Genomic DNA, 19516 nt, shown 5'->3' with positions numbered 1-19516 from the left:
TGAACGCGACGGTCGCCCGGTGGCTTCGAGCGCACGTCGTTCCCGTCACCCCTCTCATCGAGGAAAAGGAATGAACGACTTCAGCAAGGCCGCGGTGGAAGCGGCACGCGATTCATCCGGTTCGTCCGCTCCGCGTTCGCGCTATGCGGCGGGCGTGATGAAGTATCGGGAGATGGGTTACTGGCAGCCCGACTACGCGCCCAAGGAAACGGACATCATCGCGCTCTTTCGCATCACCCCGCAGCCGGGCGTCGAGCCGGAAGAAGCGGCGGCTGCGGTGGCTGGGGAATCGTCCACTGCGACGTGGACCGTCGTATGGACCGACAGACTGACCGCGTGCGACATGTATCGCGCGAAGGCGTATCGCGTGGAACCTGTGCCGAATGCGCGCGCCGACGAGCCGCAATACTTCGCGTATATCGCGTATGAACTCGATCTATTCGAGGAAGGGTCGGTTGCGAATCTCACGGCATCCATCATCGGCAACGTATTCGGCTTCAAGCCGCTCAAGGCGCTGCGTCTGGAGGACATGCGCATTCCCGTTGCGTACCTCAAGACCTTTCAGGGACCGCCTACGGGCATCGTCGTCGAGCGCGAACGGCTCGATAAGTATGGCCGTCCGCTGCTCGGCGCAACGGTGAAGCCGAAGCTCGGGTTGTCGGGCAAGAACTATGGCCGCGTTGTCTATGAAGGTCTCAAGGGCGGCCTCGATTTCCTCAAGGACGACGAGAACATCAATTCACAGGCATTCATGCATTGGCGCGATCGCTATCTCTTTTCGATGGAAGCGGTGAACCGCGCGCAGGCCGAGACCGGTGAAATGAAGGGCCACTATCTGAACGTGACGGCGGGCACGATGGAAGACATGTACGAGCGCGCCGAATTCGCGAAGGAACTCGGCTCGTGCATCGTGATGATCGACCTCGTGATCGGCTGGACCGCGATTCAATCCATGTCCCGCTGGGCGCGCAGGAACGACATGATCCTGCATCTGCATCGCGCGGGGCATGGCACCTATACGCGGCAGCGCAATCACGGCATCTCGTTTCGCGTGATTGCGAAGTGGCTGCGCATGGCGGGCGTCGATCACGCGCATGCGGGAACGGCGGTCGGCAAGCTGGAAGGCGATCCGCTTGCCGTGCAGGGCTATTACAACGTGTGCCGCGAAGCGCGCAATCCGGTCGACCTCGTGCGCGGCATCTTCTTCGATCAACCGTGGGCGGGCTTGCGCAAAGTGATGCCTGTGGCGTCCGGCGGCATTCACGCGGGGCAGATGCATCAGTTGCTCGACCTCTTCGGCGACGATGCGATTCTGCAATTCGGCGGCGGAACGATCGGGCATCCGCAAGGGATACAGGCCGGCGCAACCGCCAATCGCGTCGCGCTCGAAGCGATGGTGAAAGCGCGCAACGAAGGGCGCGACATCGCGAACGAAGGGCCGGACATTCTCGAAGCCGCCGCGCGCGGGTGCACGCCGCTCAAGCTCGCGCTCGATACGTGGCGCGATGTCACCTTCAACTACGCATCCACCGATACACCCGATTTCGCGGTCACGCCATCCGTGGCTTGAACGGTCAAAGGAACCGACATGCACATCACACAGGGAACGTTCTCTTTTCTTCCGCCTTTGAGCGATGAGGAAATCCGCGCGCAGATCGACTACGCGCTGAATCAGGGATGGGCCTGCTCGGTCGAATTCACCGACGACCCGCATCCGCGCAACACGTACTGGGACATGTGGGGCCTTCCGATGTTCGACCTGCACGATGCGGCCGGCGTCATGATGGAAGTGAACGCTTGCCGAAAGACCTATCCGCGCCTTTACATCAAGGTGAATGCGTTCGATTCGGTGCGCGGCTTCGAGACGATGCGGCTCTCGTTCATCGTCAACCGGCCGCCCGACGAACAAGGCTTCCGCTTGCAGCGTCACGATGAAAAGAGCCGCGTGCAACGCTATGGCATTCGTACCTATGCCACCGATCGTCCGGCGGGCGAGCGGTATTAATCAGGAACCCGTAACATGACCGAAGAAGCCACGATCGAAGAAGCCGCTGACCTGATGGCGCTTTATCGCGAATCGCGCATCGGCGAAGTGCTTGCCGAACTGGACCGCGATCTCATAGGCCTCGCGCCAGTCAAGACGCGCATCCGCGAAATCGCCGCGCATCTGCTGGTGGAACGCGCGCGCGAAACGCTCGGCATGGCGAGCGGCGCACCGACCTTGCACATGTGTTTCTCGGGCAATCCCGGCACGGGCAAGACGACGGTCGCGCTGCGCATGGCGCAAGTGCTGAACCGGCTCGGCTACATTCGGCGCAATCAACTCGTGTCCGTCACGCGCGACGATCTGGTCGGCCAGTACATCGGCCATACCGCGCCGAAGACGCGCGAAGTGCTCAAGCGCGCGATGGGCGGCGTGCTTTTCATCGACGAAGCGTACTACCTGTATCGCCCGGAGAACGAGCGCGACTATGGGCAAGAGGCCATCGAAATTCTGCTTCAGACGATGGAGAACCAGCGCGACGATCTCGTTGTGATTCTTGCGGGTTACGAGTCGCGCATGGAGACGTTCTTTCGCAGCAATCCGGGCTTTCGTTCGCGCATTGCACATCACATCGTCTTTCCGGATTACGCGCCGCACGAGTTGCTGAAGATTGCCGAACACATGCTCGCGGACATGCACTATCGCTTCGACGACGATGCGCGCCGCGCGTTCGAAGAGTATCTCGAGCGGCGCATCCATCAGCCGAACTTCGCCAATGCTCGCTCGGTGCGCAATGCGCTGGACCGCGCGCGTCTTCGTCAGGCGAACCGGCTTTTTGCGGCAGCCGAACGCGGCAGCGGCCCCGCCGACATCAACGCACTGATGCTGCTCGATCAATGCGACATACGCGCAAGCCGCGTGTTCACCGAATCGCCATCGTGAAGGAGGGCGCCATGCAGGACGGACGCACGACGTTGTCGAAGTTCCTGATCGATACGCTCGATCGCAAGCCCGGCCCGCATGCGGCAAGCGGCTTGTCGGCCTTGCTCGTCGATGTCGCGGCATCGGTGAAGACGATCGCGGCGGCGCTCACGCGCGGCGCACTCGGCGGTCAGCACGGCTCGGCGCACAGCGTCAATACGCATGGCGAAGAGCAGAAGAAGCCCGACCTCGTGGCGAACGAAATCTTCCTGCAACACTGCGAATGGGACGGCCTGCTGGCGGGCATGGTGTCGGAAGAAATGGAAGGAGTTTATGCCGTCCCCGAGCCTTATCCACGCGGCGATTATCTGCTTGCCTTCGACCCGCTCGATGGATCATCGAACATCGATATCAATGGCGTCGTCGGCTCGATTTTCTCGGTGCTCAAAAGAAGTGGCGCCCGGCAGGATGCGCCGGACGAAGGCGAATTCCTTCGCCGCGGATGCGAACAGGTCGCGGCGGGCTACGCCATCTACGGTCCTTCGACAATGCTCGTGCTGACCGTCGGCAATGGCGCGCATGGCTTTACGCTCGAACGCGATGTCGGCAACTTCGTACTGACGCATTCGGATATCCGCATCCCCGAAGACTCGTGCGAATTCGCAATCAATGTATCCAACGAACGCTTCTGGGAACCGCCCGTGCGCCGCTACGTTCAGGAATGCAAGGACGGCCGCACAGGATGCCGCGCGCAGGACTTCAACATGCGATGGATCGCGTCGATGGTCGCGGAAGTGCATCGCATCCTCATGCGCGGCGGCGTGTTCATGTATCCGCGCGACTTCAGGACGCCATCGATGGAAGGCCGGCTGCGAATGCTCTACGAAGCGAGTCCGATGAGTTTCGTCGTCGAACAGGCGGGCGGGCTTTCGATCACCGGACGCGAGCGCATTCTCGATGTGATGCCGCGCGCGCTGCATCAGCGCGTGCCGGTGATACTCGGCTCGTGCAACGAAGTCGCGCGCATCCAGCGGTATCACGGCGAATACGACCGCGGCGAGGACAAGCCTTTCACGTCGCCGCTCTTCAACGAACGCTCGCTCTTTCTACCCGAGACGTCCGCATGAGTTCGAAGATAACGACACAGGGAGACGCGCATGTCCATCAAGCATCCGATCATCGCCGTGACCGGTTCGAGCGGCGCGGGTACGACCACCGTCATGAAGAGCTTCACGCACATCTTCAGGCGCGAGCGCATCAACGCGCAGATCGTCGAAGGCGACGCATTTCATCGCTATGACCGGCTCGGCATGCGCGAAGCGATGAAGCAAAGCGAGCGCGACGGTCAGCACAATTTCAGCCACTTCGGCCCTGAAGCGAACCTGCTCGAAGAGCTCGCGCAGCTCTTTGCGACCTATGGCGAAAGCGGACGCGGCCAGTTTCGCCGCTACGTTCACGATGAGACGGAGGCCGCGCATTACAGGCAGGACGCGGGCACGTTCACGCCGTGGGAGGATATCGCGCCGGATACCGACATGATCTTCTACGAAGGCCTTCACGGTGGCGCCGTCACGGAGAAGGTGGATATCGCGCGTCATGCGGACTTGCTCGTCGGCGTGGTGCCGATCATCAATCTCGAATGGATTCAGAAGCTGCACCGCGATCAGACGATGCGCGGCTATTCGCATGAAGCGGTGGTGGATACGATTCTGCGCCGCATGCCCGATTACGTGAACTACATCTGCCCGCAGTTCTCTCGCACGCATGTGAACTTCCAGCGCGTGCCGACCGTGGATACATCGAACCCGTTCACTGCGCGCGAGATTCCTCAGCCCGACGAGAGCTTCGTCGTGATTCGTTTCGCGAAGCCGAGAGGTATCGACTTTCCGTATCTGCTGACGATGCTGCACGACTCGTTCATGTCGCGCCCGAACGTGATCGTGGTTCCCGGCGGAAAGATGGGTCTTGCGATGCAGCTCATCTTCACGCCGATGATCCTTCAACTACGCGACCGCCGCGCGCGCGCCTGAGCCGCTAGTACCGATTTCTCATTGCAGACAAGGAGGCATTCATGAATGCCGTTGCCGATGCTTTGCCGAGGACATTTCGATCGCCCGATACGCGGCAGATGGCCAACGCGTTGCGCATGCTCGCAGTGGATGCGGTGCAGCGCGCGAACTCGGGTCATCCCGGCATGCCGATGGGCATGGCCGAAATCGCGGTCGCGCTGTGGACGCGGCATCTCAAGCACAATCCCGCCGATCCAGACTGGCCGGACCGCGATCGCTTCGTGCTGTCGAACGGACATGGCTCGATGCTGCTGTATGCGCTTCTGCATCTCACGGGCTATGACTTGGCGATGGACGAGCTTCGGCGCTTCCGTCAGTTCGGAAGCAGGACGCCGGGACATCCGGAAGCGGGCTTGACGCCCGGCGTCGAAACCACGACCGGACCGCTTGGACAAGGCTTCGCGAACGCGGTGGGCATGGCGCTCGCGGAAACGCTGCTCGCGCGGGAGTTCAATCGGCCGGGGCATGAGATCGTCGATCATCGGACGTATGCGTTCGTCGGCGATGGCTGTCTGATGGAGGGCGTGTCGCACGAGGCGGCGTCGCTCGCGGGAACGCTGCGGCTCAACAAGCTCATCGTGCTGTATGACGATAACGGCATCTCCATCGATGGTCATGTGCAAGGCTGGTTCACCGACGACACGCCTCAACGCTTCACATCATATGGATGGAACGTGATCGCGCCGGTAGATGGTCAGGATGTCGAATCAATAGACGAAGCGATCGAGCGTGCGCGTAGGTCGGATCGTCCGACGCTCATCTGTTGCAAGACGACCATCGGCCACGGCTCGCCTTCGATGGCCGGCACGCATGACGTCCACGGCGCGCCGCTCGGCGCGAGCGAAGTGCAGGCAACGCGTCGCTCGCTCGACTGGCCGCATGCGCCGTTCGATATTCCCGCGCACATTCGTGAACTTTGGAACGCGCGAGACCAGGGCCAGACCGCGCAGAAAGACTGGATGCGCCGCATGGACGCGTATCGGCGAGCGTATCCCGCGCAGGCGGCTGAGTTCGAGCGACGCACGCGCGGTGCGCTGCCCGCGAACTGGCGCGATGCGGCACATGCGCTCCTGCGCGAAACGAATCGCGCGCGGCAAAGCGTTGCGACGCGCAAGGCATCGCAACTCGCCATAGAAGCGCTTGCACGCGTCTTGCCCGAACTGCTCGGCGGATCGGCGGATCTAACGGGATCGAATCTCACGCGCTGGAAAGACGCGGTGGACGTGAGTGCATCGTCGGGTAAAGCGAACTACATTCACTACGGCGTACGCGAGTTCGGCATGAGCGCGATGATGAACGGCATCGCGCTGCATCGCGGCTATCTGCCGTTTGGCGGCACGTTCCTCACATTTTCCGACTATGCGCGCAATGCGTTGCGCATGGCCGCGCTGATGAAGACGCGCACGGTATTCGTCTTCACGCACGATTCCATCGGCCTCGGCGAAGACGGTCCGACGCATCAGCCCATCGAGCATGCGGCGAGCTTGCGCATGATCCCCGGCCTCGACGTCTGGCGTCCGTGCGATGCCGTCGAAACCGCGCAGGCGTGGATCAGCGCAATCGACCGCGACCGGCCCTCGTGCCTGCTTCTGTCGCGCCAGAGCGTGCCGTTTGTCGAGCGCGACGAGGCGCAGATAGACGGCATCGAGCGCGGCGGGTACGTGCTCGTGGATTGGCCGGGAGCATGTGAGCGCGATGCGCGGCGTGTCGTGTTGATCGCGACCGGATCGGAGGTCGCGCTCGCGATGCAGGCGGCCGAACGGCTCACGCGCGAAGGCATTCTTGCGCGCGTCGTGTCGATGCCGTCCTCCACCGTGTTCGACCGTCAATGCCACGCGTGGCGCGAGCGCGTCTTGCCGGAAGGCGTGCCGCGCGTGGCGATAGAGGCGGGCGTCACATCGTTCTGGCGGCAGTACGTCGGATTGAAGGGCGGCGTTGTCGGCATCGACCGGTTCGGCGAATCGGCGCCCGCTGAAGATCTGTACGCGCACTTCGGCGTGACGCAAGAGGCGCTCGTGGAAGAGGCGCGGCGCGTGGTTCGAATTCACCATAATAGTTAGGAGAACGACAATGCCATTGATCGCACTGAGGCAATTGCTGGACCACGCGGCGGAGCATGACTACGGCGTGCCCGCATTCAACGTGAACAACATGGAGCAGGTCCACGCGATCATGCAGGCCGCGGAAGCCTCGAATAGCCCGGTGATTCTTCAGGCGTCGGCGGGCGCGCGCAAGTATGCGGGGGAGCCGTATCTTCGCCACCTGGTGCTCGCGGCAGTCGAATCGCATCCGGATATTCCCGTGGTGTTGCATCAGGATCACGGCGCAAGCCCCGCCGTGTGTCAGCAGGCTATCCGCTCGGGCTTTACGTCGGTCATGATGGACGGCTCGCTCATGCCCGACCAGAAGACGCCCGCCGATTACGAATACAACGTGGACGTGAGCCGCCGCGTGGTGGACGCGGCGCATGCGGTCGGCGTGTCGGTGGAGGCCGAACTAGGCTGCCTCGGCTCGCTCGAGACAGGCCGCGCGGGTGACGAAGACGGCGTAGGCGCGCACGGCACGCTTGCACACGAACGCTTGCTGACCGATCCCGACGAAGCGCGCGCGTTCGTCGAAGCGACCGGCATCGATGCGCTTGCCATTGCCATCGGCACGTCGCACGGCGCATACAAGTTCAGCCGCGAGCCGACGGGCGATATTCTCGCCATCGACCGCATCGCACAGATTCATGCGCGCATTCCGGACACGCATCTCGTGATGCATGGATCGTCGTCCGTGCCGCAGGAATGGCTCGATGTGATCCGCGAACATGGCGGCGAGATTCCGTCGACGTTCGGCGTGCCGGTGGAAGAGATTCGGCGCGGCATCGCGAACGGCGTGCGCAAGGTGAACATCGACACCGACATTCGTCTCGCGATGAGCGGCGCCATGCGTCGCGCGATGGCGTCGGCCAAATCGGAATTCGATCCGCGACACGCGCTCAAGGCGGCGATCGCGGCAGCGCGCGATCTATGCATCGAGCGGTTCCACGCCTTCGGCAGCGCGGGGCAGGCGGACAAGATCAGACCGCTTTCGATGGAGAAGATGGCGCTGCGGTATCAATGACGCAAGCAGAGCCATAGCCATACGGGAGCGCTCATGCCGACTCAATCACCACCCGGCGAACTCGGCGCATCGGCGAGCGCTTTCTCGCTGCTGGCAACGGACGGCAAGCGCTACACGCTCGACGCGCTCAAAGGCAAGAATGGGCTCGTCATCGCGTTCATGTGCAATCACTGCCCCTACGTGAAGGCGGCGATGCCCGGTTTGATACGCGACGCATGCGCGCTCATTGAAATGGGCGTGAACGTCGCGGGCATCAACTCGAATGACGCGAGCGTCTACACCGACGATACCTTCGAGCGCATGATCGAGCAGGCGAACGCATGGCGCTTGCCGTTCCCCTATCTTTGCGACGATACGCAGCAAGCGGCCCGCGCATACGGCGCGGCATGCACGCCCGAATGCTTCGGCTTCGACGCGGACTTGCGGCTCTGTTACCGTGGCCGCGTCGATGCATCGCGCAAGGAGCCGTTGCCGGATGCTCGCCGCGACATGCTGGAGGCGATGCGCGCGATAGCGCATGGAAGCGCAACGCATGATCCGCAGTATCCGGCGCTCGGATGCTCGATCAAGTGGAAGCACCGCTGATCAGCGCTTTTTCATCGTCGCGCCCGGCGCGCACCATGCGGCAAGGTCTTCGTCGGGACGATCCACCTCGCAACCCCAGTCGAGCGGCTGATCCTGATCGAAGCGCTTGCCGAGTTGCCACGCTATCTCCGCGCGCGCGAGTTGCACGCCCATGTAGAACGCATGGCCGCCGTCGGCTTCGAGCCTGAGTTGCGGATAAAGCGCGAACGGATCGGTGGCAATGCGATGTCCCTCGCGGTTATAGACATGAATGCCTTGCGCCGACACCTGCACGCGGAAGTTCGGATCGCGCACGGCGGCGGCGAGCGCATCGATTTCATCGGCGCTATAGGGAAACGGCTGCTTCGCATGCAGCGCGGACAGATCGCCCGTCATGCCTTTTGGAAGCGTCTGCGTTTCGCGCGCGGCGTGCATCACGCGTCGCGCGACATCGGCTTCGCGCACGGCGCGGCGTGCATGCAGGCTCACCGATGTGGTGAGCACGGCCGCCACGCGCAATTCGGCCGCCATGCCGAGCAACACCGCGTTGATGCCGCTCGTATCCGCTTCGGTCAGTTCGGTAACGTTGCCGATGCCCATCATGATCGGCACATCGGCATGGCGTTCGCGCAGCGCGACATAGCGGGCGATGGATGCCGCAAGCCCGAACGGAATCGGATCGAGAATCGGATCGGCGAGGAACGGGCGATTGCGCTTCTGCATCGCGTCGATGGCCGCGTCGAGCGATGCCATGTCGTGCGGTGCGCGCGGCACGAGTATCGGCGTTGCGCTGCATTCGTCAGTTATCCATAACGTATCGGCGTTGAGGCTCATCAGATAATCCGCGCCCGCGCGCGCGCCGCGCACGAGTTCGTCCGCGAGCATCGAATCCACGCTCACGCGATAGCCCTGTTCCTTCAGCATCGCGACGGCGTCTTCCAAGTGCGGGAACGGCGTCTCCGGCAGGCAGCCAATATCGATGACGTCCGCGCCCTGGCTCGCATACGCGCGCGCGCGAGCCGCGATGCCATCGAGATCGAGGCGCGGTGCATCGACGATCTCCGCGAAGATCTCCGTCTCGTAGCGCGACAGGTCGATATGCCGCGCCTCGCGCCCAAAGAACTGCGGCAAGTCCTTCACTTCCTCGGGGCCGCGCTCCACTGTCACGCCGTAATGCGCGGTGAGCGCATCGAGATCGCCCCGGCATCGTCCCGGCACGATCATGCGGCTCGTGCCTTCGGTAAGCGGCACCATAACGCGGCGGCGGATCATGTCGGCGGTCATGAGACCCGCGACTTGCAGCCCTATTTCGCGCACTTCCCAGGTGAAGGGCGTTTGATCGGCGGACGGCGCAATGCCTTCGAGCACGCGGTGAAGGCTCGGCTCGGCAAGCCGGCCCGTCAGGAAGACGATGTGTTCCATGCGAGCTTGAGGTCCGTGAGCCGACGCTCGAGCGCGGCTTTCAGGTCGTCGAGCGTGCGCGCGACGGTCGTATGCTCGATGCGTGCAAGCCGCTCCACGTTCTCGAACTCGATGGCGCGCGGCCTCACTTCGACCCATTCGTGCGGCGTCTGCGTCATAACGCTCGGCGCGGTATCGCATGCGAATACGATGCCCGGCACGCATTGCTTGCCGGCTTGCGCGAAGAGATTCGTCGGCAGCGTATCCGATATGCCGAATGCGCATTTGGCGACCGTATTGCTCGTGGCCGGCGCGATCACGACGGTGTGATAGTCGCCGTTATAGAGCATGCCGACAGGCACGCTGCTCGCGCTGTTATCGCGAAAGACCTTGAAGCGCTCGCGCAGCCTCTTGATGGGCCAGCCGTAAAGCGGCAGCACTTCTTCGCCCGCGCGCGAAAGAAAGAGATCGCAACCGGGCAGACGCAAGGCAAGCTCGATCGACTCTTCGATCATGTGACCGGAGCCCGTCACGCACCACGCGAAGCGCGCGTCGGGCTTGAACTCGTCGAGCCGTCTGACGGGCGCGGGCGCGGGCTGCGTCATGCGTCGTGCGGCGCGGCGGAATCGTGCGACAGCCTGATATGCAGACGATGCATCTTGCGATACAGCGTATTGCGGCTGATGCCGAGCACCTTCGCGACATTGCTCACGTTCCAGCGATGTTCGTCGAGTAGAAGCAGCACGGTCTCGCGCTCGCGCGCCTGAATCGCGTTGAGCGCGGGCGTGATCGCATCGTCGGTGAGATGCGTGAGCGGCGCGGCGGGCGCGCTCGCCGCAGCGGGCGCACGCGCGCCGCTCACGATGTCGGGCGGCAGATGCGCGCAGCGTATCTCGGGGCCGTCGCACAGTGCGATCGCCATTTGCAGCACATGCCGCAATTGCCGGATGTTGCCGGGCCACGGATAGCTCAGCAGCGCTTGCCGCGCTTCCACGCTCAATGCGGGCGGATCGGCGGATTCCGTTTCGAGGATATGGCCGATGAGCGCAAGCGCATCGGCGCGTTCGCGCAACGGCGGCAGATTGATCTCGATGCCATTGAGCCGGTAGTAGAGGTCCTCGCGAAACATGCCGGTCTGCACGAGTTCCGCGAGATTGCGGTGGCTCGCCGAGATCAACTGAAAGTCCACTTTTACAGTAGTTTCCGCGCCGAGCGGCGTGACCTCGTGTTCTTCGAGGACGCGTAAAAGGCGCGCCTGAAGCGCAAGCGGCATGTCGCCTATTTCATCGAGGAAAAGCGTGCCGCCGTTCGCCTGCACGATCTTGCCGCGACGTCCTTCGCGCTGCGCGCCGGTGAACGCGCCTGCGCGATAACCGAACAACTCGCTCTCGATGAGATTCTCCGGCAGCGAAGCGCAATTCACCGCGACGAACGCACCGGTTCCGTTCGGGCTGATGCTATGCAGCGCATTCGCAAACACTTCCTTGCCGGTGCCGGTTTGTCCGCGAAGAATGATCGGAATCTTGCGTTGAATCACGCGCGCGGCAAGCTGAATCTGCGAGGCCATGCGCGGGTCGCCGAACTCCAGATGCGCGAGCTTGTCCAGACGGCCCGCGCCTGCGTCGTCGCGCGCTTCCTTGCGCGTGGCCCTCGAACGCGTGCTGAGCGCGGAATCGTTCATGAGAATGCGCGTCGCGCCATTCGACGCTTCGCGCGGCGTTTGCGCCGTGAGAAAGAAGCGGCTGTTCGCCTTCGCGCTATAGACCGTCACCGGGTGAAACGAGCCGCGAATGCTGCGCGCGATCATGTCTTCCAGCGACGCATTGAACGCCTCTTCGATGCGCTTGCCGCATAGCTCCGAAGGCGAGCGCAGGTCGAGTTGAAAGAGCGCGCTGCGGCTCGCGGCGAGCACGACGCCTTCATCGCTGACGGCGAGCTTGCCGGCATGCAACGTGCCGACGAACTCGGGCCGGCTATGAAAGTGAATCATGTTCGCGTGCCGATACCGCGCATCGATCAGACGATTTTCGATCATCTGCCGCGACATGCCGACAAGCACCAGCGAGTGCTGCTGCAAGAGCTTCGAGCGGCTCGTCACATCGAGCACGCCGACCACTGCGCCGCGTTCGTCGAAGATGGGCGCGGCCGAACAGGTGAGCGACGTATAGCGCGGATAGAAATGCTCGTGCTGACATACGGCGATGCAGTCGCGCTCCACGAGACACGTCCCCATGCCGTTGGTGCCGGCTTCGCGTTCGCTCCATAGCGCGCCGACGCGCAGGCCATCGGCGGCGACGGCTTCGCCGAACGGCACCGACGACACCTGATGCACGATCACGCCGTCGGCATCGACGAGCACGACCGCGAGTTCAGGGTCCGCGAGTTGCTGATAAAGCGTCGTCATTTCGAGCTTCGAACACGCGATGAGATCGCTCGCGGCTTCGCGGCGCTCGGTGAGTTCGCGCTGCGTGAGCACGGGCGGCATGACGAAGCGGCCCGGATCGAGATGGAATTCGGTGAGGCAGCGCATCCACGACTGGGCGACGGAATCGCTCGCGCGCCGCGAGGCCAGCGGGTTATTGACGATGTTCAGCACTTCCCGGACATGCGTGTCTACGTCAGCGAGCGACGACATGAGGGCGTGTCTCCGTGGCGTTAGCGTGATGTTCGCGGCAAGCGCGGCCATCCGACGCCGAATCCGTTGTGAGTTCCGCTGGCGCTGCGGCTGTCATGATGCAGTCGTGCCACTGCACGCTTCGCGCGCCTCGGGCCGGGTTTCTACGTAGATCAGGGCGTTGTTACCTGCTCCGTCCCGTCCGGCTCCAAAAACTCTACATCCTAAGACGCGCCGGTTCAATAAGTAGTCGCATAGAGGCCCGGCCTTGCGCGCGGTTTTTGCTTGTCTCTTGCGCTTGTTTTGCGCTGCACGTCATCACTTCAACGGGGGCCGCTCGCGCGGCGACACGCACATGGGCCGATTCGATCCGATCCGCGACACCTTGCCCGCAACCGTCGAACATGCTGCGATGGACATCGTCTATATCGAGGGAATGACCGGGCATACCGTGATCGGCATCGACAAGAGCGAGCTGCACGATGCGCAGCCGGTGCGCCTGAGTCTCGCGATCGGCGTGCCGTCACTGCGCGCATGCACGACGGATTGCATCGACGACACCGTGAATTACGCGGCCGTGCGCGAAGCCATTCACGGTCTGCTTGCTTCACACGGCGTGCAGTTGCTCGAAGCGCTCGCGGAGCGCATCGCGCAGATGGTCATCGCGGACTTCGGCGCGCATTGGGTGAGGGTAACGCTCGCTAAACCCGCGAAATTCGCCGATATCGAGGCGGTGGGCGTGGTGATCGAGCGCAGGCGCGCATCGTCGGCCGATGCGGGGCTCGGATGGTTCGGCCTTGGCTACGTGCCGCGCTGAACGTGCGATGCAACGCTATTTTCCGGCCGATGCGCCTTGCCCGATGCCGCACGCCTTGAACGCGTCGCGCTGAAGGTCGCGGAACTTTTTCGTCTGCGCCTTTGCGCGATCCACGCGAAATTCGGCGCCGCCTTCGCCGCCGAGCGTCGCGTACTTGGAGAACGTCGACTGCTCGACGAAATCGTCGTAGTTCAGCACTTGCGCGATCTTGTCGATGGCGCACGAGCACTTGTAGACGTTCACGAAGTCGTGGCCGTTGTCGTCCATGCAGCCGAGCACGTATTCGACGCGTCCTTCGGTCGGATAGTCGTGTCCCTGCGCCGGGGCGCTGGTCGCGGCAAGCGCCAACGGGCAGAACAACGAAAGGAACGAAGCGCAGGCCAGCACCGCGAGCGCCGGGCAAGGTTTAGTCATTCCATGAGCCTCTTTCCATTTTCGATGATGAAAGGCCGGCGCGCGACGTTGCGATGCGCCGGCCTTTGCGGGCATGACGTTTTACTCAGGCAGCCGCGAACGGATGCGCGACCTGTGATTTTCTCGACACCACTTCCGACGCCTTCGGCTCGCCGGCCACCGCGCGCTTGATCGATTCCTTCGTGGCCTGATAGTTGAACTCCTGAATCTTCTTGTCGTCGGACGCTTCCCAGTGGATGAATACGCCCACGCAGATGAAGAGATCGTCGGCTTCGTCGGCGGGAATGGTGCCGTCCTCCACGCTGTCGGCTACCGCAAGCGCCACCGCGTGCTGTGCCGGACCGAACATCTGCACCGCCTGCTTCGCGCCCTTGATCGTGACCTTGTTGAAGAGAATCGTGTTGGGCTTCGTGATGAGATTGGGCGCGACCACGGCGAGCAGCGACGTGAAGCCGTCCTTGTTATTCGTGAGCGCGTGACAGAACGCGGTCTCCGCAGCCGAACCTCGCGGTCCGATGATCAAGTCGATGTGCGCAACCTCGTTGCCATCGCCGACGAGCGACTCTCCTATCAGGACGCGGTTGATCTTGGCCATGCTGTTCCTCCAGTGATTGGTTCTTGGGACGATCGACCTGCTTTGCACTTGCCTTGCACTCGCGGCGGCAACGCTCGATACCCCCAAGTCGACAAGAGCGCGCATGAGGGCTGCATGACCGCGCACGTCCTAAACATGTTCCGTGCCAATCTCATGCGTCATCGTGCACACGCGAGGTCATGAGCGCGACGAAGAGCGTCGCCACCGCGAGGTCCGCGCTCGTGCCGGGGTTGATGCCGCGCATCTTCAGATGCGCGTCCCACGCGTCGAGTTCGGCCGTATCCGCGCGACGGCCGTTCGCGAGCCAGCGTGCGCGATGCGCGGCGGCATCGCGCGTGACACTTTGCGCCATCGCCGCGCCGTGCTTGCGCACTATGTGCGAATCCGGCCAGCGCGAGAGAAACGCGAGGAACGCATCGAGCATGGCGGTTTGTTCATCGGCGACGCTTAGGGCTTGCGCCGCTTCGAAGACATCCGCGAAGCCGTTCGCGTATTGCCGCGCGATGCTGTCGCGGTCCGCGGCGAGCGTCATCGCGGCGCGCAGGCCGACGGTCGGCGGCGCATGAACGGACTGCTCGGGCGCGTCGCCGAGGCCGCCGGGATTCGCAAGCGCGATCGCACGATAGGCGAGGCGCGCATCGTCGATGTCGAGTGAGGCAAGCACGCTTTGCGTGGCGGCGTGCCAGTGTTTTGCATGGGTCGCATCGGTAGCGAGCGTTTCGAGCGCCACGCACAACGGCGCGGCCAGCAGCACGATGCCGAGATTCGTGTTGCAGCCGACGGCATCGGAAGTGCGGCGCACGGCATCGAGAATGCGCGCGCCGACGCTCGCGCGCGGCGTAAAGAGGCCCGCTGCCGCCGTCTCCGCGCTTGCGATGAACTGCGCGGCGCTCATGCCATGCCCCGCGCTCGCGACGCTCACGTTGCCCGGCTTCTTCGTCTCGACGTCAAGGCAGCATGCGCGCAGGAACGCGCGGCGCGCGTCAGGCGCTTGCATCGCCGCTGGCAAGCGCGAGCTTGCGTTGCGTTGCAGCGAGTTTGCGATCGAGCAGATCGTCGACGAGGCGCGCCGCGATATCGAGCGGCGTCACCGATTGCAAGCCGCGCCATGCCGCGACGCCGTTCACTTCGAGCACGAGCGGACGCTCATCGCATGCGATCAGATCGACGCCCGCGTAATCGAGGCCGAGCGCGTTGCTCGCGCGCACGGCGGTATCGGCGAGTGCGGGCGTGAGTTCGGCCGGCTCGCAGCGCGCGCCGCGCGCGAAGTTGTGAATCCAGCCATCGCCGCCCACGCGCTTCATCGCCGCGACCGCTTCGTTGCCGATCACGAGCACGCGCCAGTCGAAGCCGGGGCTGCCCGCATCGATATAGCGCTGCAAATAAGCCACTTCGTTGAATCCGGCGAGCGATGGCAACGCGATATCGGGGCGCTCAAGGCCCTTCCCTTGCGATCCGAAGAGCGGCTTCATCACGACCTTGCGGCCCGCCGCCGCTTCGCGCATCAAGACGCGCTGCGCGAACGCGGCCGATTCGCAGGTCCACGTCGCGGGCGTCGGCACGCCGTATCGGTTGAGCAGGAAGCTCGTCATCGACTTGTCGACGCTGCGCTCGATGGCGCGTGCATCGTTATAGACCGGCACGCCGCATTCGCGCAGCGCATGCAGGATGCCGAGCCGCAGCGTCACTTGCTCGAACGTGCCGCCCGCGATGCCGCGCACGAAAACCGCATCGGGCAGCGCGTGTCCGAAGCCGGGAATCGCGAGGCCATGCGGCGCCCATGTCGTGTCGATGCGGCAGTCCGCCAGATCGACGCAACGCGCGTCCACGCCGCGCGCGCGGAACGCTTTCTTCAGACGGCCGGTGTGCCAGCCGGTCTCGTCGGTCATGATCGCGATGCGTGTCATGGCGTCTCTTGCGTGACGTGCCATTGCGCGCCGATGAGCGCGCGATTGAGCTTGCCGCCGCGATGCGTCGCGCCGCTTTCGAGGCTCGACACCCATGCTTCGGCGGGCGCGAAAAGCGCGGCATCGATCTGATAGAAGTCGTAGTTAAACGACTTGAAGATGTCCGCGAAAGGTTGCCCGTAATCGCGCGCATTCAGCGACGGCAGTTCGGCGGCAAGGCGCTTCGCGGCTGCATCGCTTTTCACGGTGAGATGCACGCGGCCGCCGTAAAGAATCGCGTCGTTCGTGCGGCCCATTGCGGCGATGCCATCGGGCGCGGGCGGCGGCAGCGGCGCGCTGCCGCTTGCGTCGACGATCTCCGAAAGATCGACGCCCAGCACATGCGTCTTGTGCAGCGCAACTTCGACGACGCGCGCCACGACCTGCACCGTGCCCGCGACAGAGTGTGTCGGCGTCACGGCGATCACGAGATTCTCCGGCGCGAGGCCGCAATCGGCGAGTACTTTGTCGATGACGACTTGCGGCGGCAGCCGGTCCACTTCCATCACGAGCGCGCCGCGATCATGGCGATCGCGATAGCCGAGTTCGTCGAAGAGCGGTTCCTTGCCCGCGAGTGCGCGCGCCGGTCCCGAGCCGAGCGAGAAGAACTTCTTGCCGCCGGTCTGCTCCTTCGTGGCCGAAAGGCTCCAGCCCGCGTACTGACTGCCGAGGCATGCAAGCACTGGATGGGACGTGTGCACTTCGATGAACGTCGGCCATAGCGGGTCGGAATCGAAGGCGGCGCGGCGCGTCACATGCCCGAGCCCGCCCATGCAGATGCGCGCGATCAGCACGCCCGCATCGACGCTGCCCGCCGCGTTCACGCCGGCATCGACGATGATCGTGCCGCCCGCCGTGCGCGTGACATCCACGCGAAGCCGTTCGTGATGCTCGATCAACTGCGCGACGAGCGGCGCGCTCATCGCGTTGACGCTCAGCGCAGCGGGCAAAGGAGAGGATGTCGTCATGACTCAGAGAGTGTCCATGCGTTGCAGAACGCGCGTGCATTGCGCGTCGAGTTCGATGCGCAATGCATCCAGTTCGGATGCGGCGGCGGTCATCGTGCAAACGGGCATGCCCGCCTCGATGCGCGCGCCCGATAGCGGCACGTCATGGCATGCGGAATCGTCGAAACAGGCGTCGCTGAACGCGCCCGATACGGTGAAACTTCGCGGCGCGAAAACCACGCGCTGTCCCGCGATCAACGGCGGCCGCATGAGGGCCGTGTTCGCGCGCGGCAACTCGCCGTCGAGACACGCTTCGAGATGCGCCCCGATCAGGCCGTGCGGCCACGCGTTCGGCCATGCAGCTTCGTAAAGGGCCATCGTCGAGGAAGGGCGCGTGTTGATTTCGAGCACCTGGAACGTGTCGTCGTCGAGCAGGAAGTCGATGCTGTTGAGTCCCGCGAGATCCGTTTGCCACACGATCGTTTCGATGGCGGCGACGATGCGCGCGGCCGTATCGCGCGGCAACATGACGGGGCCGAGCGAACCCGCGTGCACGAATGGAAGATGGCCCGCTGCCACCGTGAGCTGTTCCGCGAAACCGATGACCGCCGCCTCGCGCCGCGCGCCGATGAAGAGCGCCGACATCGAACGGCCGTGCGAAAGACGCTGGAAATAGGCATCGGAAGGCATATTGCCGATGTCCTCCGCCCGTTCGATATGCGTGCCGCCGCAGCCATCGGAGCGCTTGACGAGCCAGCCGCTCGCATCGGCGGGCGCGGAGAAACGCACGTCCGGATGCGCGACATGCGCTTCGTCGAGCAACGCGAAGAAGCGTCGCGGATCGCGCACGCTTGCCGATTGCGCGCCGTTGCCGATGAAACGCGGCACGCGCGGCGCGCGGCTCAGCTCGATGGCGAGCGGCTCCAGTCCGCTCGTCACGATGAGGCCCAGCATGCGCGGCAGGCGCGCGGCTCGCTCCAGCGCATCGTAAAGACGCGCGCGATCGATGGAGAGACCGTCGCCGCCGATATCGAACCACATGCCCGCATGCGCGCGCGTATCGCGGTCGCCGAAGATGTCGAGCGCGACCACGTTGAGGCCCGCGCGCGCCGCCGATTGCGCGAGCAGACGCGCGGACAGTCCCGCAACCGCGACGCGGGGCGCACGCGCGGCGTCGTGCAGCATCATGAGCCTTGTCCCGCGACGATGGCGCGCGCTTCGTCGAAGGCTTCGGGAAAGCCGAGATACACGGGCTTGCCGCCGGTTCGCATCCGCACGAAGAGCCGATGCTCCGCCTGATACTTCACGTTGCCGATGGCGAGCGCGCCGATGCCGATGGCGTCCGCGCGCGGCGCGCCGGCGAGCGGCTTGCCGTCGTCCATCACGTTGACGCCCGCGATGCCTTCGGGCGGCACGGCGTTGACATCGGCGGCGATCAACATGTGCTTCGCGTGCGCGAGGTCGGCGGCGCTCATCACCTGAACGCCGGCGACGGCGGTGGCGAAGACGATCTCCGCGCGCGCGAGTTCGCGATGCAGTTGCTCGGGCGCGCCGGTCGCGACGCCGCTCGTGGCGATATCGAAGCGCCGGTTGATCTCGTCGCTCACTTGCGTGGCGCGCGACTGGCTCGAATGGCTCGCGACGGCGACGTCCGCACCGAGCGATGCGGCCATCGCCGCCGCCACGCGCCCGACCGCGCCGGTGCCGCCGAGGATCAAGAGGCGCTTGCCGTCCAGCCCGACGCTGTGCCCGGCCTTCAGATGCTTTTCCGCGAGCGCGACGAGCGCGGCGGCTGTCGTGTAAGCGCCGCTCGGGTCGGCGAACACGGAGACCTCGAAGGGCGGCACCATCGCGTTGCGCGCGCGTTCTAGCATGTCGGCGGCGAGCATCACGTCGCGTCCGCCGATGAAGATGCCGGTGCGCGAGACGCCCTTCGGCCCGCGCGAGAAGATCGCGTCCTGCGTGAGTTGCACGACGCTCGCTTCGTCGACATTGCAATACGGCACGAGGATCTGATAGCCGGCATCCGCCGCCATGTTCACATCGAATGGACTCATCTGCGGCGTGCTCGTGAACATGTGCAGCACGTACGGTCTTTCGGTCGCTTCGGGCATGGTGGGCTCGTATCGATGATGA

General features: G+C 64.1%; 19 protein-coding genes. 9 read left to right on the top strand and 10 right to left on the bottom strand.

Annotated elements, in window-relative coordinates; translation table 11 throughout:
- Nucleotides 1-70 precede the first annotated feature (70 nt).
- Genes LDZ27_RS20065 through LDZ27_RS20030 form a run of 8 tightly spaced genes read left to right on the top strand, consistent with a single transcriptional unit; the run spans nt 71 to nt 8667 of the window.
- Nucleotides 71-1570: a form I ribulose bisphosphate carboxylase large subunit gene (locus LDZ27_RS20065; protein WP_244816607.1), complete on the top strand. Its 1500-nt coding sequence runs from the start codon at nt 71-73 to the stop codon at nt 1568-1570.
- A gap of 18 nt (nt 1571-1588) precedes the next feature.
- Entirely contained in the window at nt 1589-2005 is a 417-nt protein-coding gene (locus tag LDZ27_RS20060) for a ribulose bisphosphate carboxylase small subunit (RefSeq protein WP_244816606.1), read from the top strand.
- Between the two features lie 15 nt (nt 2006-2020).
- Nucleotides 2021-2926, top strand: coding sequence for a CbbX protein (cbbX, locus tag LDZ27_RS20055; protein WP_244816605.1), 906 nt, complete (start codon nt 2021-2023; stop codon nt 2924-2926).
- Nucleotides 2927-2937: 11 nt separating this feature from the next.
- The gene (locus LDZ27_RS20050) at nt 2938-4032 is read left to right on the top strand and encodes a class 1 fructose-bisphosphatase (RefSeq protein ID WP_244816604.1); all 1095 of its coding nucleotides are present in this window, start codon (nt 2938-2940) and stop codon (nt 4030-4032) included.
- Nucleotides 4033-4062: 30 nt separating this feature from the next.
- Nucleotides 4063-4935: a phosphoribulokinase gene (locus LDZ27_RS20045; protein WP_244816603.1), complete on the top strand. Its 873-nt coding sequence runs from the start codon at nt 4063-4065 to the stop codon at nt 4933-4935.
- 41 nt (nt 4936-4976) lie between these two features.
- Entirely contained in the window at nt 4977-7034 is a 2058-nt protein-coding gene (gene tkt, locus LDZ27_RS20040) for a transketolase (RefSeq protein WP_244816602.1), read from the top strand.
- Nucleotides 7035-7044: 10 nt separating this feature from the next.
- Nucleotides 7045-8082, top strand: a complete 1038-nt coding sequence (gene fba / locus LDZ27_RS20035; RefSeq protein WP_244816601.1) for a class II fructose-bisphosphate aldolase — start codon at nt 7045-7047, stop codon at nt 8080-8082.
- A 33-nt stretch (nt 8083-8115) separates the two neighbouring features.
- Nucleotides 8116-8667, top strand: coding sequence for a thioredoxin family protein (locus LDZ27_RS20030; RefSeq protein WP_244816600.1), 552 nt, complete (start codon nt 8116-8118; stop codon nt 8665-8667).
- Here LDZ27_RS20030 and LDZ27_RS20025 read toward each other — a convergent pair whose 3' ends face one another.
- Genes LDZ27_RS20025 through LDZ27_RS20015 form a run of 3 tightly spaced genes read right to left on the bottom strand, consistent with a single transcriptional unit; the run spans nt 8668 to nt 12682 of the window.
- Nucleotides 8668-10068: a DUF6513 domain-containing protein gene (locus tag LDZ27_RS20025; RefSeq protein ID WP_244816599.1), complete on the bottom strand. Its 1401-nt coding sequence runs from the start codon at nt 10066-10068 to the stop codon at nt 8668-8670.
- Nucleotides 10047-10652, bottom strand: coding sequence for a flavoprotein (locus tag LDZ27_RS20020; protein ID WP_244816598.1), 606 nt, complete (start codon nt 10650-10652; stop codon nt 10047-10049). The genes LDZ27_RS20025 and LDZ27_RS20020 overlap by 22 nt, the downstream gene beginning before the upstream one ends.
- On the bottom strand, nt 10649-12682 hold the full coding sequence (locus LDZ27_RS20015) for a sigma-54-dependent Fis family transcriptional regulator (RefSeq protein WP_244816597.1): 2034 nt from the start codon (nt 12680-12682) through the stop codon (nt 10649-10651). Before LDZ27_RS20015 ends, LDZ27_RS20020 begins: the two co-directional genes overlap by 4 nt.
- A gap of 334 nt (nt 12683-13016) precedes the next feature.
- Between LDZ27_RS20015 and LDZ27_RS20010 the strand changes: the two genes are divergently transcribed.
- Complete coding sequence (locus tag LDZ27_RS20010) at nt 13017-13478, top strand: dihydroneopterin aldolase (RefSeq protein ID WP_244816596.1); 462 nt, start codon at nt 13017-13019, stop codon at nt 13476-13478.
- A 15-nt stretch (nt 13479-13493) separates the two neighbouring features.
- On the opposite strand, the gene LDZ27_RS20005 is transcribed toward LDZ27_RS20010, so the two are convergent.
- From LDZ27_RS20005 to LDZ27_RS19975, 7 genes are all read right to left on the bottom strand, one after another.
- On the bottom strand, nt 13494-13892 hold the full coding sequence (locus tag LDZ27_RS20005; RefSeq protein ID WP_244816595.1) for a hypothetical protein: 399 nt from the start codon (nt 13890-13892) through the stop codon (nt 13494-13496).
- A gap of 85 nt (nt 13893-13977) precedes the next feature.
- On the bottom strand, nt 13978-14487 hold the full coding sequence (gene fae / locus LDZ27_RS20000) for a formaldehyde-activating enzyme (protein WP_244816594.1): 510 nt from the start codon (nt 14485-14487) through the stop codon (nt 13978-13980).
- A gap of 151 nt (nt 14488-14638) precedes the next feature.
- On the bottom strand, nt 14639-15484 hold the full coding sequence (locus LDZ27_RS19995; RefSeq protein WP_244816593.1) for a triphosphoribosyl-dephospho-CoA synthase: 846 nt from the start codon (nt 15482-15484) through the stop codon (nt 14639-14641).
- Nucleotides 15471-16418, bottom strand: a complete 948-nt coding sequence (locus LDZ27_RS19990) for a RimK family alpha-L-glutamate ligase (RefSeq protein WP_370653421.1) — start codon at nt 16416-16418, stop codon at nt 15471-15473. The genes LDZ27_RS19995 and LDZ27_RS19990 overlap by 14 nt, the downstream gene beginning before the upstream one ends.
- Nucleotides 16391-17401: a methenyltetrahydromethanopterin cyclohydrolase gene (gene mch / locus LDZ27_RS19985; RefSeq protein ID WP_244816591.1), complete on the bottom strand. Its 1011-nt coding sequence runs from the start codon at nt 17399-17401 to the stop codon at nt 16391-16393. The genes LDZ27_RS19990 and mch overlap by 28 nt, the downstream gene beginning before the upstream one ends.
- Before the next feature lie 3 nt (nt 17402-17404).
- A complete protein-coding gene (locus LDZ27_RS19980; protein ID WP_244816590.1) occupies nt 17405-18568 on the bottom strand; it encodes an ATP-grasp domain-containing protein in 1164 nt (387 codons plus the stop codon).
- Nucleotides 18565-19494, bottom strand: a complete 930-nt coding sequence (locus LDZ27_RS19975) for an NAD(P)-dependent methylenetetrahydromethanopterin dehydrogenase (protein WP_244816589.1) — start codon at nt 19492-19494, stop codon at nt 18565-18567. The genes LDZ27_RS19980 and LDZ27_RS19975 overlap by 4 nt, the downstream gene beginning before the upstream one ends.
- Nucleotides 19495-19516 lie beyond the last annotated feature (22 nt).

It is taken from the genome of Caballeronia sp. Lep1P3, assembly GCF_022879595.1.
Lineage (GTDB): Bacteria > Pseudomonadota > Gammaproteobacteria > Burkholderiales > Burkholderiaceae > Caballeronia.
This window is presented reverse-complemented; position numbering and strand designations above follow the sequence as displayed.

What these genes read in the sequence shown, in the direction of transcription:
- LDZ27_RS19975 (WP_244816589.1), bottom strand. Translation starts at nt 19,494, where the DNA reads ATGCCCGAAGCGACCGAAAGACCGTACGTGCTGCACATGTTCACGAGC.
- LDZ27_RS20045 (WP_244816603.1), top strand. Translation starts at nt 4,063, where the DNA reads ATGTCCATCAAGCATCCGATCATCGCCGTGACCGGTTCGAGCGGCGCG.
- LDZ27_RS20030 (WP_244816600.1), top strand. Translation starts at nt 8,116, where the DNA reads ATGCCGACTCAATCACCACCCGGCGAACTCGGCGCATCGGCGAGCGCT.
- LDZ27_RS20015 (WP_244816597.1), bottom strand. Translation starts at nt 12,682, where the DNA reads ATGTCGTCGCTCGCTGACGTAGACACGCATGTCCGGGAAGTGCTGAAC.
- LDZ27_RS20060 (WP_244816606.1), top strand. Translation starts at nt 1,589, where the DNA reads ATGCACATCACACAGGGAACGTTCTCTTTTCTTCCGCCTTTGAGCGAT.
- LDZ27_RS20020 (WP_244816598.1), bottom strand. Translation starts at nt 10,652, where the DNA reads ATGACGCAGCCCGCGCCCGCGCCCGTCAGACGGCTCGACGAGTTCAAG.
- mch (WP_244816591.1), bottom strand. Translation starts at nt 17,401, where the DNA reads ATGACGACATCCTCTCCTTTGCCCGCTGCGCTGAGCGTCAACGCGATG.
- LDZ27_RS20050 (WP_244816604.1), top strand. Translation starts at nt 2,938, where the DNA reads ATGCAGGACGGACGCACGACGTTGTCGAAGTTCCTGATCGATACGCTC.
- tkt (WP_244816602.1), top strand. Translation starts at nt 4,977, where the DNA reads ATGAATGCCGTTGCCGATGCTTTGCCGAGGACATTTCGATCGCCCGAT.
- LDZ27_RS19990 (WP_370653421.1), bottom strand. Translation starts at nt 16,418, where the DNA reads ATGGCACGTCACGCAAGAGACGCCATGACACGCATCGCGATCATGACC.
- fba (WP_244816601.1), top strand. Translation starts at nt 7,045, where the DNA reads ATGCCATTGATCGCACTGAGGCAATTGCTGGACCACGCGGCGGAGCAT.
- LDZ27_RS20010 (WP_244816596.1), top strand. Translation starts at nt 13,017, where the DNA reads ATGGGCCGATTCGATCCGATCCGCGACACCTTGCCCGCAACCGTCGAA.
- LDZ27_RS20065 (WP_244816607.1), top strand. Translation starts at nt 71, where the DNA reads ATGAACGACTTCAGCAAGGCCGCGGTGGAAGCGGCACGCGATTCATCC.
- LDZ27_RS19995 (WP_244816593.1), bottom strand. Translation starts at nt 15,484, where the DNA reads ATGCAAGCGCCTGACGCGCGCCGCGCGTTCCTGCGCGCATGCTGCCTT.
- LDZ27_RS19980 (WP_244816590.1), bottom strand. Translation starts at nt 18,568, where the DNA reads ATGATGCTGCACGACGCCGCGCGTGCGCCCCGCGTCGCGGTTGCGGGA.
- cbbX (WP_244816605.1), top strand. Translation starts at nt 2,021, where the DNA reads ATGACCGAAGAAGCCACGATCGAAGAAGCCGCTGACCTGATGGCGCTT.
- LDZ27_RS20025 (WP_244816599.1), bottom strand. Translation starts at nt 10,068, where the DNA reads ATGGAACACATCGTCTTCCTGACGGGCCGGCTTGCCGAGCCGAGCCTT.
- LDZ27_RS20005 (WP_244816595.1), bottom strand. Translation starts at nt 13,892, where the DNA reads ATGACTAAACCTTGCCCGGCGCTCGCGGTGCTGGCCTGCGCTTCGTTC.
- fae (WP_244816594.1), bottom strand. Translation starts at nt 14,487, where the DNA reads ATGGCCAAGATCAACCGCGTCCTGATAGGAGAGTCGCTCGTCGGCGAT.